This is a genomic window from Steroidobacter agaridevorans, assembly GCF_009932555.1.
Classification (GTDB): Bacteria; Pseudomonadota; Gammaproteobacteria; order Steroidobacterales; family Steroidobacteraceae; genus Steroidobacter; species Steroidobacter agaridevorans.
Map to the genome: position 1 here is coordinate 1 of NZ_BLJO01000008.1, position 12,655 is coordinate 12,655.

Consider the following 12,655-nt stretch of genomic DNA (forward strand, 5'->3'; position numbering starts at 1 on the left):
GCTGCATCAGGGCATCCGTGCCCAAGTCAGCTCCTGCACGTCCCTGTGCCCGCTGCATCAGGGCATCCATGCCCAAGCACTTGATTACGCCGCCGGCGCAGTGCGCAAGCGCAGATCGTTGGCGGCCTGGCTGAAGGAACGGATGAACATGGTGAAGGCGTACACCGCGCCAGACACAGTCTGAGTCTGGTCGTCGGCGGCCTCGTGGGTCTCCAGATGCTCGAGGAAGCTGCGCCACAAGTTGCTGCCTTCGCCGGGCTGACCATGGCTCAGATAGGACGACGCGTTACGAACGTTCTCATCGGCGCTGGCCAGCACCTGATCCAACTGCACGCGCGCCCCGAGGCGCGAGCCTTCCAATACATACAAGATGCCGAACACTTCGGGCGGCGTCGGTGCTGTACGGCGCAGCGCGAGCGGTTGCACGTCCGACTGCAGGCTTTGCAGGTCGGTGAGAATCGCCGCGCGGCGCGATCGCTCGTGCCAGTCGGGCAACAGTTGATCGACGCCCGCTGTTTCCAGCAGCTGTTCGATCGCGATCAGCGTCGCGGCATTGGCTTGCAGAAAGCGCCGATAGTGAGTCGCATCGGCCAGGTTGAAACCGGCGGCGATCCGATCGAGGTCGCGATGTAAATGATCGGTCGCGCCTCGCAGCGAGTTGCGGCGGTTCAATTTGACGCTGGAGGTGGCCGGGCCGGTCGTCGGTGTTTCTTCAATTTGCATGTCGAGCGGAATCCTGACCGTCGAGCACGCTGCGGATGCGCGCTGCCAGGTCATCGAAAGCGAAAGGTTTGGTGATCAGTTGCACGCCCGGGTCGAGCCTTCCGTGATGCACGATTACATCGCGCGCGTAGCCGGTCGCGAACAATACTTTCAAGCGTGGATGGAGGACGACGGCCTGCTGGGCCAGTTGCTGGCCATTCATGCCTCCCGGCAACACTACGTCGCTGAACAGCAGATCGATGTCGCCGGCAGGCGTCTGGCGCAGCAGGTTGAGTGCGTTGACGCCATCGCGCGCTTCGAGCACATCGTAGCCAAGCTCGCGGACCGTCTCGACGGTAAAAGCGCGTACATCTGGATCGTCTTCTACCACCAGAATCGTTTCGCGCTTCGCGGCGAGCGACGCTTCGCATTGATTGTCATCTTCGGGCACCTGCGCATCGGGACGAGCGGCGGGCAAATGAATACGAATCGATGTGCCGGCGCCGTCCGCCGAAGTGATGCGCACCTGGCCGCCGGACTGGCGCACGAAGCCATAGACCTGCGACAACCCGAGACCGGTGCCCTGGCCGACGCTCTTGGTCGTGAAGAAAGGTTCGAACGCCCGTGCCTGCACTTCGGGCGGCATGCCGGTGCCGGTATCGCGAACGTTGATCACGACGTACTCGCCGCGCGGCAGATTTTCTGCCGTACAGTGAGGCGCGTTGCGCAGATCCAGATTGAATGTTTCGATGCTGAGCGTGCCGCCATGAGGCATGGCGTCGCGGGCATTGACAGCCAGATTCAGCAGCGCGATCTCGAGTTGATTGCCGTCGATCTCCACGTGCCGCAGGTTTGGCGAGAGCGCGGTCTCGACCACAACCAGTTCGCCGAGCGTCCGTTGGATCATCTCGGACATGCCGGCCACCAGCCGGTTGACCGCCACCGGTCGCGGATTCAACGGCTGTTTGCGCGAGAAGGCCAGCAGGTGCTGAGTGAGATTCGCCGCGCGCTGGGCGCCGGCCATGGCGTGATCGGCCGCACGCCGCAAGCGTTCCTGATTCGGCGGCAGCTTGCGTTGCAAAGTTTCGATGTTGCCGACCACGACCTGCAGCAGATTGTTGAAGTCATGCGCCATGCCGCCGGTGAGCTGGCCGACCGCCTCCATCTTCTGCGCCTGACGCAGAGCTTCCTGTGCGTGCTCGAGCTGAGATTGCGCCACCTTGTCTTCGGTGATGTCGCGGCCCACCGCATAGATGTAGCCGTGACCGAGCGCCGTCGACCAGGAAATCCAGCGGGTCTCACCGCCTCGGCAAACGAATCTGCATTCGAACGGGCGCTGATTCTCGTGAGCCGCTTGCGCCATGGCCTGCTGGACCACGGAGGCGTCGTCGGGATGGGCAAACTTCGCGAGATGCTCGCCGACCACTTCGCTGGTGCCGTGGCCGAGCGACGCCTGCCACGCTGGATTGACTTCGATGAGCGCGCCGACCGGCGTCATCACCGCCATCAGGTCTTTCGACAGTTGCCACAAGTGATCGCGCTCGGCGGTCTTGTGAGCGACCCGCAACTTCAGCGTCTGATTCAAATCCTGCAGGGCGGCCTCGGCCTGCTTGCGCTCGGTGATGTCGTTGACGATGCCGATCAGGCGAGTGCACGCGCCGCCGTCCTGGAACGAGCGGCCCGACAGCGAGATCCAGCGCTCTTGCGCATCGCCGGCGCGGATGATGCGAAACTCGGTGGCAACGTTGCTCGCGCTCCCGGCCTGGAGCGTTTCATTCAAGATCGTTTCGATGCGCAGCCGATCGCCGCTGTGACAGCTCTTCAGAAACGTTTCGTGACTGGCGACGGTGTCCGGTGCGAGCCCGAACAGCTCGCGACAGCGCGCATCCACATCGAAAGTGCCGGTTGCGGGATCGAACTCCCAGCGGCCCAGGCCCGCGGTCTCGATTGCCAGTTGCGCGCTGGTCTCGCTGATGCGCAGGGCTTGTTCGGCCCGCACACGATCCTGACGCTCGCGCGCTTCGGCGACGGCACGGTCGACTGCGGCCGGCAAACGGCTCAAGCCGCGTTTCATCACATAGTCGGTTGCGCCCCGGCGCAATGCGTTGATCGCGAACTCTTCGCCGACCACGCCGGAGACGAAGATGAAAGGCATATCGGGATGGTGCTCGCGCACGATGTCGAGCGCCGTCAGCCCGTCGAAGTCGGGCAGGGAATAATCCGCCAGCACCACGTCGTAGCCGCCGTTGCCGATTTCGCGCATGAAGTCGTCGCGGGTCGCTACTCGCTGCACCGTGTTCGCACTGTCTGCTTTTGCCAGATGAGTGATGGCGAGCTCGGCATCGATCTCGCTGTCTTCCAGCAAGAGAATGCGTGTCTGCGCGTTGGTGCGAGAGGCGAGCTCGGCTACCATGGCTACTTCTTGCCCGTGCCAGACATCGCCATGCGAGGCGGCGTTTCGTTGAGAACACCCCAGAACATGCCCAGATCCTGGATCGCTTCGAAGAACGCGTTGAAGTCCACCGGCTTCACGACGAAAGCATTCACGCCGAGCTCGTAGCTGCGCACCAGGTCGCTTTCCTCGCGCGACGACGTGAGCATCACGACAGGGACGGAACGCGTCTGTCCATTGGACTTGATGTTTGCAAGCACTTCCAGGCCATCGACCTTCGGCAGTTTCAGATCCAGCAGCACCACTGCCGGATCGCCCGGCAGGCGGTCTTTGTACTGGCCGCGGCTGTACAGATAATCCAGGGCCTCGGCGCCATCGCGGGCCACGACGATGTCGTTGGCCAGCTGGCACTTGGCCAACGCGGCGAGGGTCAGCTCGATATCTTTCAGGTTGTCTTCGACCAACAGGATGGGCCGCAGATCAGCCATCGACGCTTGCTCCTTTACGAGGTATGCCAAAGCGGAATTCCGCGCCTCGATCGACGGCGCCATGCGCTTCGATCCAGCCGCCGTGACGCTCGATGATCCGGTGTGTCAATGCCAGTCCTATGCCAGTGCCGGCGAAATCTTCCATGCGATGCAGCCGTTGGAACACGCCAAACAGTTTGTGCGCGTACGCCATGTCGAAGCCGACGCCGTTGTCGCGCACTGTGTAAACGCACTCCGACGCAAGTTGTTCACCGCCGATCTCGATGATTGCGGGCGAGCGGTCGCGGCTGTACTTGAGAGCGTTGTCCACCAGGTTGTACAGGGCCTGGCGCAACAGCGCGGCGTCGCCATTGGTTGGCGGCAGCGGTTGAACGCGCCATTCGATCTGGCGGCTGCGGGTATCGGGTTCCACCGAGCGGATGATTTCCTGCACCACTTTCTGCATATCGACCGGCGCCATCGAGAGCGCCGTGCGGCCGAGCTGCGAAAAACTCAGCAGATCGTCGACCAGCTGACCGGCCGACGCGGCGGCCTCGTTGATGCTGTCGAGATAGTGCTGCGACTGGGCGCTCAGCGACTGCTCACGGTCGCGCAGCAGCTGGGTGTATCCGACGATGTGCCGGAACGGCGCACGCAGGTCGTGGCTCACCGAATAGGAGAACGACTCCAGCTCGCGGTTCGAGCGTTGCAGCTGGCTGGTGAGCTCGGCGCGCTCCTCGGCGCGACGAAGCACGAAATTGACGATGGCGCTTCGGAAGTCCACCGCACCGTCGATTTCGGCCTGCGACCACGGCAAGGCGCGGCCTTTCACCAACTCTTTCCAACTGGCGAACGAGTTGCGCGGCGTCAGGCGTTCGTTTTCCACTTGTTTGGCTTCGCGTGGATCGCCGGCCCACAGCACGGTTCGCTCCACTTCGGGGCGGAACCAGAGGATGTAGCTCGAATGCAATTGTGAGATCGAAATCGCCAGCACGCCGCTCGCCGCATCGACGATGTCGGCAAACTCGGGCCATTGCTGGCCGAGGCTGTCGGTCACGAAAGAATCGGCGCCCTGCCGATGCAGTTTTTCGGTCAGCGCTCGCAGCCGATCCTGTGGCGGCGTGACGCCGGCGGTGAACAATGAATCATCGTGCAAAACCGCCGCGCCGCTCGCGTTGGCGATCTTCAACCAGGTGTCCGCGTGATTGCCGAGGCCGCTTTGGAATGAATCGCTGGCTGCGATCTTGGTCAGCAGCTCGCTTTCCACCTGCTTGAGATCGATACGCCGGGCGGCGTACGCGCCGCGCTGACGCGCGCCGATGTGTTGGGACAGCACCTGGCCCATCAGATCGCACGCGGTGCGCGCCTGTGCATTGACTCGTCGAGGCAACGCATTGTGAGCGGATACCAGGCCCCACAAACGGCCGTCGACCAGCACCGAAATGGACATCGACGCGAGCGTGCCCATGTTTCGCATGTATTGGAGATGCACTGGCGAGACGCTGCGTAGGGCAGCGAAGCTCAGATCCAAAGGCGTGCCGCCTTCATCCAGCGGCGGCTCGATCGGCACGGGCGTGTAGTTCGCGTCCGGAATCACGCGCAGCCGGTTGAGTCGATACAGCTCACGCGCCTGCGGAGGAATGTCCGACGCGGGAAAGCGCAGGCCGGCGTAGGAGGGCAGCACACCGTCGCCGTCTTCGGCCAGCACTTCGCCGTTCCATTGCTCGTCGAAACGATAGATCAGGATGCGATTGAAGCCGCTGATCTGCCGGAACTCGCGGGCGGCGGCTGCGCATAGCGCGGCGAGATCTTCGTGCGCCGGCAGATCTTCCATGAAGCGGCCGACCCGCGGGTAATAGGCTTCGAGCGTTTCGCCTTCGGTCTCGGGCGGCTCCTCGAACTCGAGAATGATCCCCTGAGCCGTCTGATGGCCGAGCACCTGCAGGCGCTGGCCATTGATGTCCAATGTTCTTAAATAACTACTGTCGGGGTTGGCCAGCCAGCTATCGATCTGGCGCCTGGCGGATGCACCGACCAGTTCGGCCAGCGAAAGGCCGAGCACGGTCGAGCCGCGGCGCTTGCCGAGCAGTGCCGTTGCATTGGCACTTGCCTGCACGATCCGCTTGCTGCCGGGATCCACAACCACAAGCGACCCATGCGGCTGAATGCTGCCCGGAATCCGGATAGCTTCTTGCGCGCATAAGTCGAGGTCGAGGTTGAGATCGGATGTCGAGACCGCTGACACCATCCGCCGCTCATCGAGCTTGATTTTCTGCGCGATCCAATGCGTGGAAGGCGCAGAAAGTTCCGTTTATTCAACTACGGCGGCGGAACTGCAGGAACGGAGTGAGATGGCCGATCTGGTTGTACAGAATCTGCGCTCGCGCGTTGGTGTTTTCTGTATGCCAGTAGACGCGGGCGCTGCCGCGCTCGTCGGCTGCTTTGTAGACAGCTTCGATCAGCGAGCGACCGACATGCCGACCGCGCCCCTGCGGATCGACGAACAAATCTTCCAGATAGCAGTAGCCGACCGGCGACCAGGTCGAGAGATGGAAATGATAATGAACGAAGCCGACCATCCGCCCGCCGTCATCGAGTCCGGCGAAGCCCCACAGCTCGCGACCTTCCATGAGCCGGCGCCAGGTCAGGTCGGTGGTCGATTGCGGCAGGGTTTGTTGATAGAACTGCAGATATCCAGCCCACAGCTCATCCCAGCGGGCACGGTCATCGGCTTGCAACGGGCGCACACACGAAGTTGACGTCATACGGTCCTCAGGCTGCCACTTTGCGTGGAAGTATAAAGGACCGGATCGGTGGCCGAATTACTCTCGGCGATCGTTCTGCTCGTCGATCTCTTTTTCCGCGCTCAACCAGTCGTCGAGCTCGCTGCCGGGCGCGAAGCCGCGACGTTCGGCGCGCCAATAGGCGGCTTCGGCAATCCTTGCTTCGCGATTTCCGGAAAGCGACGGCAGCTCGCGCTGTTGCAGATTGCTTTTGGTGATCTCGACATCGTGAGTCGCGGCTTCGCCGACGACGCCGTCGGCAGCGCGATTTTCGACAGCGTCGGCATCGGCGAGCTTCTGCTCCTCGTTGGTCACAGTCGTCACCGGCGGCAGCGTGCGCGTCGATCCTTTCTTGGAGCGGGGGTTCGTACCTGAGGGGCGGCTCGCCATGATGATCTCCGATCGGCGGTTGTGTTCATCCTCGAGTCAAACGTCATCGACCGACAAAGGTTCCAGGAACTACATGGCTGGAGCAGCGCTGCGCTCATTCTTCCGACCGCACTGAAGAAAACGGCGGTGACTCGTCAGAGCCACCGCCGTTCGGTGCGATCACAATCAAGTCACATCTCAATGGCGTGCGCGACTCGCCGAGCTGCGTGCCGATTTGCTACGGCTGCCGGCGCGAGCCTGGCGGCGTTTGGCTGCTGAAGTGCGCGATCCCGTCGAGCGCTTGCGTCGCGGCTCCGGCGCTTCTTCGGCTTCGATGCCCATCTGCTCCATCAACTGCATCTTTCGTTGCGCGAGCTGGCTGCCCAGCTCCTTGAGGTCGAGCTCGGTCTCCTTGAGCGCGGGGAACAGCTCCTTCTCCTCCTCCTTGACGTGATGCTTCACGTATTCCATCAGCACCGTCACCAGCGGCTTGAACTCCGGATCCTCCGGCGTGCCGGCTTCGATCTTGGCAATCAGCTCCTTGGCGGAGCCGTGCTCGATCTCGGCCTCGTACACCATTTCGTCGTCTTCCTCGTCGAAGGCCTCCTTGGCCCGCGGATACAGCAGCTCTTCCTCGATCTGCGTATGCACCGTCAACATCTGACAGATGCGGGTCGCGAGCTCCGACTGCTCGCTTTCGTCGGCGTCCTCGAATTCAGCGAACAACGCTTCCACCGCACGATGGTCTTGCTTGAGCAAAGCAATTGCATCCCGCGGTGCATCCGTCGAACTTGTGTGTGTGGCTCGTGCCATGGGCTTGCTCCTCGACATTTGAACTTGAGTGGGAGTGGCTAGCTCCGGAGCAATGACCTGCGAAGACTCGAAGTTCCTGAGCAGGAACCATGAGAGCAGAGCGCGGACAACATCCACTCGCGCAGGAGGCGAGTGGTTATCAAATGTTAGTTAGCTCTCGGGCAGCTCGGCCAGTCGCTCGAGCATGCGAGGATCGCCCGCGACGTGCACTTTCTCGGCGGGGCCGAGCCACGACAGCGCCTCGTTGAGGTTGCTGGCGTCACGCACTTTTTGTTCTGCGGTGAGACGATGCGGATCCGGGTGGCCTCGCGACTCGGCGGGGCGCGGCAGGTTGCCGGTGATATGCGCGTAGCGCGCCTGACGATCGGCAGCCAGCAGGCGCAGACCATCGCGTGCCGGCTCCTTGGCTTGCGCAAGCAATTCGTCGCGACGCTTGATGACCGCCGGCGCATGTTTCTCTTCGGGCGTCCGCAGCAGCCCCAACGAATGCATCACCCGACCGGCCAGCACGCTGCCGCTCATCTTCGACAGCGGAATCGACAGCAACAGGCCGGCGAGCGTCGGCGTCAGCCAGGCCAGCAATGTAGGCGATATGAGATAGGCGATGATGCCGGTGAGCACGCCGATCACGACGTGCACCCAATGGATGCGCGCAGACTCGCTCCACGCGGTGGAGTCGGTGCGGCGGCGCTGTGCATTCCAGCCCGAGTCGCGACCCGTGAAGATTTCGATGACATGCTGGGTTTGCACCAGCATCATGATCGGAGCGTACAGCGCGGACAGCAGCGTCTCGAATACGGTGCTGAGGATGACGCCGAGGAAGCCGCCGCAACCCTTGCGGATCTTGCTGTTGAACAACGAGCGCAACATGCCCAGCACTTTGGGAATGAACAGCACGATCATCGTGAAGACGAACAGCTGCATCATGCGTTCGGCGTCGAACTTCGGCCAGTCGGGGAACAGCTGGAAGCTGCGGCTGAAATATTCGGGACGGATCAGCGTCGCCTGCAAGGTCAGCGCGAAACCCACCACCAGCAGCATCAGCCACAGCGGCGAGGACAGATAGCTCATGATGCCGATGCAGAAATGACCGCGGCTGATGGTCGACAGGCCATCGGCGCCGACGATCTTGGAATGTTGCAGATTGCCTTGCGCCCAGCGCCGGTCGCGCACCGCCACGTCGATCAACGACGGCGGGCTTTCTTCCCAGGAGCCGTCGAGGTCGGGCGCCATGCGGACCTTCCAGCCGGCCCGGCGCATCAAGGCGGCTTCGACGAAGTCGTGCGACATCACATGACCGCCGAAGGGTTTGCGGCCGGGCAGCTGCGGCATGCCGCAGGCTTCGGCGAACGCCTGGACGCGAATGATGGCGTTGTGACCCCAGTAATTGCCTTCGTTGCCGGACCACGTCGCGACACCGCGCGCGATGATGCCGCCATAGACGCGACCGGCGAACTGCTGGATGCGTGAAAACAAACTGTAATGACCGTGCAGCATCGGCACGGTCTGCAGAATGCCGAGATGCGCGTCGCCCTGCATGCGACGGACCAGCTCGACCATGGTTTCCGCCGACATCAGGCTGTCGGCGTCGAGCACGATCATGTAGTCGTACCGTCCGCCCCAGCGCTTGACGAACTCTTCCACGTTGCCGGCCTTGCGGCCGGTGTTGTGCCAGCGGCGGCGGTACCAGACCGGCATGACGTTGCGCAGCTCGCGCCGCAGCCGGTCGACGGCAATCGATTCATTGATCCACGGATCGACCTGCGTCGAGTCCGAGATGATGACGATCTCGAAGTGCTGAGCGGCGCCGGCCTGCGCGAGCGCTTCGGCCATCGCCTGCAGCGCCGACGTCGTGGCGGTCGGATCCTCGTTATATATAGGCATCAGCAGCGCGGTGCGCGAGCCGGCCAGATTCGCCTGGGTCTTCGGAATGTGGATGGGCACCAGCAGACCGGCGATCGCCGAGGCGGCGGAGAACGCGATCCAGCCGAACGTGACGGTGAAGAAGAAAATCATCACGCCCTGCAATACCGTCATCTTCGAGAACTCGACGATGCCCAGCATTTCGAACAGCGCATAACCGGTCAGGCCCAGCGTGGCAAGAATCACGATGGCGCGTGCAAATATTGCCCGGACCGGCGCCGGCCCGAGCGCACGCACGACCTGCGGACTCTGCCGCAGATCCTGCACTGGCATGTCGATCGGACGTTCGAAAGGCATGCCGCCGCGAACCACGTCGCGGCCTTCGGTAGGAGAGGTCGGAGATTTCAGCTGGCCGTCCATCGATAAAGCCAGGTTTCGGTAATGGGACGATTGGCGCGCAGCAGGCGCAATCTCAATTCGACCAGGTTGCTGCCCGCGGGATCCAGCTCGAAGCTGGCGCGGACGCCTTTGGTCAACGGGTTCTGTTGCAACATCGGATGCGACAACTTGCCCGCGGAAGCGCCAACGTCGAGCTTGAGGTCCTCGATGTTACGCCCCGCGCCGGCGAAGTCGATCACGAAGATACGACGCTTGCCGTCGATCGTCGGACCGGTGCGCGTGGCCGTGGCCCGGCCCAATGAAGGAGTAATGCGCGGCGTGTTGTTCCAACGCATGCGATACGAGATGTGCCAGGGCTTGCCCGCCGGCACGGTGTAATGCGGACGGAAGAACGCGACGACGTTGTCGTTGGTCTCGTTCTCGGTGGGAATCTCGATCAGATCCACGGAGCCCTTGCCCCAGTCGGAGGTGGGCTCGATCCAGGCGCTCGGGCGCAGCTCGTACTTGGCTTCGAAGTCGCGATAGTCGCTGATGCGACGGGACCGCTGCACCAAACCGAAGGCGCGCGGCGCCTCGGCGGTGAAGGCGGATGTCTGCAGCTCGGTGGGATTGCGCAGCGGCCGCCACAAACGCTCGCCCGAAGCTGTTACCACTTGCAGACCGTCGGAGTCGTGCACTTCATCGCGGAAGTCGTCGATGCGGGTGCGCTCGGATTCATCGAACAGAAACATCGATGTGAGTGGCGCGAGACCGATGTTGTCCAGGTCAACGCGCGGGAACAGCGTCACGTCCACGTCCATCACGGTCTCGGTGCCCGGCTGGATGGAAAAGCGATACGCGCCGGTCGTGGACGGGCTGTCCAGCAAGGCGTGCACGACGATTCCAGACGAATTAGCGCCCGGACGTTCAATCCAGAACTGGGTGAACGCCGGAAACTCTTCGCCTGCCGGATGCGCGGTGCGGATCGCCAGGCCGCGAGCCGACAAGCCGTACTGCCCGCCGCGGGGCACGGCGCGAAAGTAGGAGGCGCCTTGGAACACCATGAATTCGTCCCACACCGAGCGGGAATTGAGCAGCGTGCGCACGCGAAAGCCCGACAGCGGCAGGGTGTGATTGGCAAGCTGCTTCGCGACGTGCGGGCCGAGCACGAACATATTGGGCGTGCCGGTCAAATCGCTGGCCATGCCGCTTTCGACCGCCGACACCTTCACCGGTGTTTGAAACAGGAAGCCGGCGGGCAACAGCTCGACCCGGAACGGCACCTGCTCGTTACGCCACAACGCCATTTCCGGTTTGAAGCGGATGTCGCGATATTGATCGTAGCTGAGCTGCTGGAGCGCGGAGTTGCCCTCCAGGCGGCGTGGCACGTAGGCGGCCGCGGCGGTTCGTTTGGCCAGGTCGACGACCGTGTTCGGCGTGAATTTGTAACGCGCGTTGCGTGCGCCTTCGACCGCCGGCTTCACCGATGCGGCGCCGGCCACACAGGAAAAAGTGATGGCGAGCATCAACAGCCAGTAACGGCGCATGACTTTCTGCGCCGCCCGCTGCGGTGGCAGGGGAGGTTGTGTGCGCGGAGTGGGCGGGGCGCCCGGGCCCCGAGAATTTGCTGACTCGCCTGAATTCATCCGAATCGATCGTTCCTGGTTCAAAGGCCGCGGCGCGAGCAGCGTTCACTCAAAGGTCTACGCATGTCTCGTTACCACGGTTCCAGATTTCATCACTGTCGCGGAACTGCGTCGGTTCGCCGCGTATTACTCGCAGCGATGTTCGCTCGTGGCATTGCTACCACATCGTCACTTTACCAGCCTATTCCCTTCGTACCGCATTCTTCTCGGAGACCAGCATGACCGACGCGTTGCGCAGCCAGCCACATCGATGGGCATTGGTTCTGGCGGCAGGCGACGGCAGTCGGCTACGAGCGTTGACCACTCAGCCCTGCGGTACGCCGGTCCCCAAACAGTATTGCTCCCTGAGCGGCGGCCCGTCGCTCGTGGAAGATGCCTTGACCCGCGCCCGAACGCAGGTCGCCGCCGACCGGGTCTGCGCCATCGTCGCTCAACAGCATCACCGCTGGTGGGCGAACATTCCGGCGCTGTCCTCGCTGCCGCAACCGAACCTGATCGTTCAGCCCAGCAACCGGGGCACGGCCATCGGCATCCTCTACTCGCTGGTGCACATTTTAAGCCAGGATCCGGAAGCGCAGGTGCTGATGTTGCCGTCGGACCACTACGTGGCCAACGAATCCATCCTGCAGCGCTCGCTCGCGGACGCGATGGAACATGTCTCGCGCTGTCCTGATCTGCCGGTGCTGCTCGGGCTGCATCCCGAGGAGCCCGACAGCGAGCTCGGCTACATCGTGCCGGGCGAATCCAGCCGGTTCGGCGCCCGAACTGTGGCGCGGTTCGTGGAAAAGCCCGAGTTGCCTGTGGCAGCCCAGATCGTCCGCAAGGGCGGCTTGTGGAACACCTTTATTATCGCGGCCTCGGCCCGCGCGCTGTTGAACCTGTACCTGCCGCGCTTCGCTCCCACCGTCATGGAGATGCAGGTCATCGTCAGCAGCGCGCTTCAGCACAAATCGGCCGGCGGCTGGCCGGCCATTGTCGATATGTATACGCGGATGCCAGATCTGGATTTCTCGCGCGACCTGCTGGAAGGGCGCGAAGCCTCGTTGTGCGTGCTGCCGGTGCCGGCCTGTGGCTGGAGCGATCTGGGCACGCCGCATCGGGTCGGCGAGACGCTGCGCAAATTGCCCGGAGAGCGAACGGCCGGGTATGCGGCGGAGATGTCGGGTTATATCAATCTGGCCGCACGGCACGCGAACTTCGAGCGCTCGATGGCGGGCGCGCCTCTGTAAATTCTCCGCCAGC

10 protein-coding genes are annotated in these 12,655 nt (G+C 63.0%); 1 reads left to right on the forward strand and 9 read right to left on the reverse strand.

The window, feature by feature from the left end; translation table 11 throughout:
* Window positions 1–84 precede the first annotated feature (84 nt).
* From GYH35_RS25765 to GYH35_RS25805, 9 genes are all read right to left on the reverse strand, one after another.
* Window positions 85–723, reverse strand: a complete 639-nt coding sequence (locus GYH35_RS25765; RefSeq protein WP_161813110.1) for a biliverdin-producing heme oxygenase — start codon at window positions 721–723, stop codon at window positions 85–87.
* Entirely contained in the window at window positions 713–3,115 is a 2,403-nt protein-coding gene (locus GYH35_RS25770; protein WP_161829906.1) for a response regulator, read from the reverse strand. The genes GYH35_RS25765 and GYH35_RS25770 overlap by 11 nt, the downstream gene beginning before the upstream one ends.
* Before the next feature lie 2 nt (window positions 3,116–3,117).
* The gene (locus tag GYH35_RS25775; protein WP_161829907.1) at window positions 3,118–3,582 is read right to left on the reverse strand and encodes a response regulator; all 465 of its coding nucleotides are present in this window, start codon (window positions 3,580–3,582) and stop codon (window positions 3,118–3,120) included.
* Entirely contained in the window at window positions 3,575–5,809 is a 2,235-nt protein-coding gene (locus GYH35_RS25780; protein ID WP_161829908.1) for an ATP-binding protein, read from the reverse strand. Before GYH35_RS25780 ends, GYH35_RS25775 begins: the two co-directional genes overlap by 8 nt.
* Before the next feature lie 67 nt (window positions 5,810–5,876).
* Window positions 5,877–6,326: a GNAT family N-acetyltransferase gene (locus GYH35_RS25785; protein ID WP_161829909.1), complete on the reverse strand. Its 450-nt coding sequence runs from the start codon at window positions 6,324–6,326 to the stop codon at window positions 5,877–5,879.
* Between the two features lie 57 nt (window positions 6,327–6,383).
* A complete protein-coding gene (locus GYH35_RS25790) occupies window positions 6,384–6,734 on the reverse strand; it encodes a DUF2934 domain-containing protein (protein WP_161813115.1) in 351 nt (116 codons plus the stop codon).
* Window positions 6,735–6,911: 177 nt separating this feature from the next.
* Entirely contained in the window at window positions 6,912–7,526 is a 615-nt protein-coding gene (locus GYH35_RS25795; protein ID WP_161813116.1) for a hemerythrin domain-containing protein, read from the reverse strand.
* Between the two features lie 150 nt (window positions 7,527–7,676).
* A complete protein-coding gene (gene mdoH / locus GYH35_RS25800; RefSeq protein ID WP_161829910.1) occupies window positions 7,677–9,809 on the reverse strand; it encodes a glucans biosynthesis glucosyltransferase MdoH in 2,133 nt (710 codons plus the stop codon).
* Window positions 9,794–11,314 (reverse strand): glucan biosynthesis protein, encoded by a 1,521-nt coding sequence (locus GYH35_RS25805; RefSeq protein ID WP_161813118.1) that lies wholly within the window; start codon window positions 11,312–11,314, stop codon window positions 9,794–9,796. Before GYH35_RS25805 ends, mdoH begins: the two co-directional genes overlap by 16 nt.
* 317 nt (window positions 11,315–11,631) lie before the next feature.
* Here GYH35_RS25805 and GYH35_RS25810 point away from each other — a divergent pair, with 317 nt between their 5' ends.
* Complete coding sequence (locus GYH35_RS25810; protein WP_161813119.1) at window positions 11,632–12,642, forward strand: sugar phosphate nucleotidyltransferase; 1,011 nt, start codon at window positions 11,632–11,634, stop codon at window positions 12,640–12,642.
* Window positions 12,643–12,655: the final 13 nt, after the last annotated feature.

Coding starts and splice junctions, on each gene's coding strand:
- GYH35_RS25785 (WP_161829909.1), bottom strand. CDS start 6,326: ATGACGTCAACTTCGTGTGTGCGCCCGTTGCAAGCCGATGACCGTGCC.
- GYH35_RS25770 (WP_161829906.1), bottom strand. CDS start 3,115: ATGGTAGCCGAGCTCGCCTCTCGCACCAACGCGCAGACACGCATTCTC.
- GYH35_RS25795 (WP_161813116.1), bottom strand. CDS start 7,526: ATGGCACGAGCCACACACACAAGTTCGACGGATGCACCGCGGGATGCA.
- GYH35_RS25790 (WP_161813115.1), bottom strand. CDS start 6,734: ATGGCGAGCCGCCCCTCAGGTACGAACCCCCGCTCCAAGAAAGGATCG.
- mdoH (WP_161829910.1), bottom strand. CDS start 9,809: ATGGACGGCCAGCTGAAATCTCCGACCTCTCCTACCGAAGGCCGCGAC.
- GYH35_RS25765 (WP_161813110.1), bottom strand. CDS start 723: ATGCAAATTGAAGAAACACCGACGACCGGCCCGGCCACCTCCAGCGTC.
- GYH35_RS25810 (WP_161813119.1), top strand. CDS start 11,632: ATGACCGACGCGTTGCGCAGCCAGCCACATCGATGGGCATTGGTTCTG.
- GYH35_RS25775 (WP_161829907.1), bottom strand. CDS start 3,582: ATGGCTGATCTGCGGCCCATCCTGTTGGTCGAAGACAACCTGAAAGAT.
- GYH35_RS25780 (WP_161829908.1), bottom strand. CDS start 5,809: ATGGTGTCAGCGGTCTCGACATCCGATCTCAACCTCGACCTCGACTTA.
- GYH35_RS25805 (WP_161813118.1), bottom strand. CDS start 11,314: ATGCGCCGTTACTGGCTGTTGATGCTCGCCATCACTTTTTCCTGTGTG.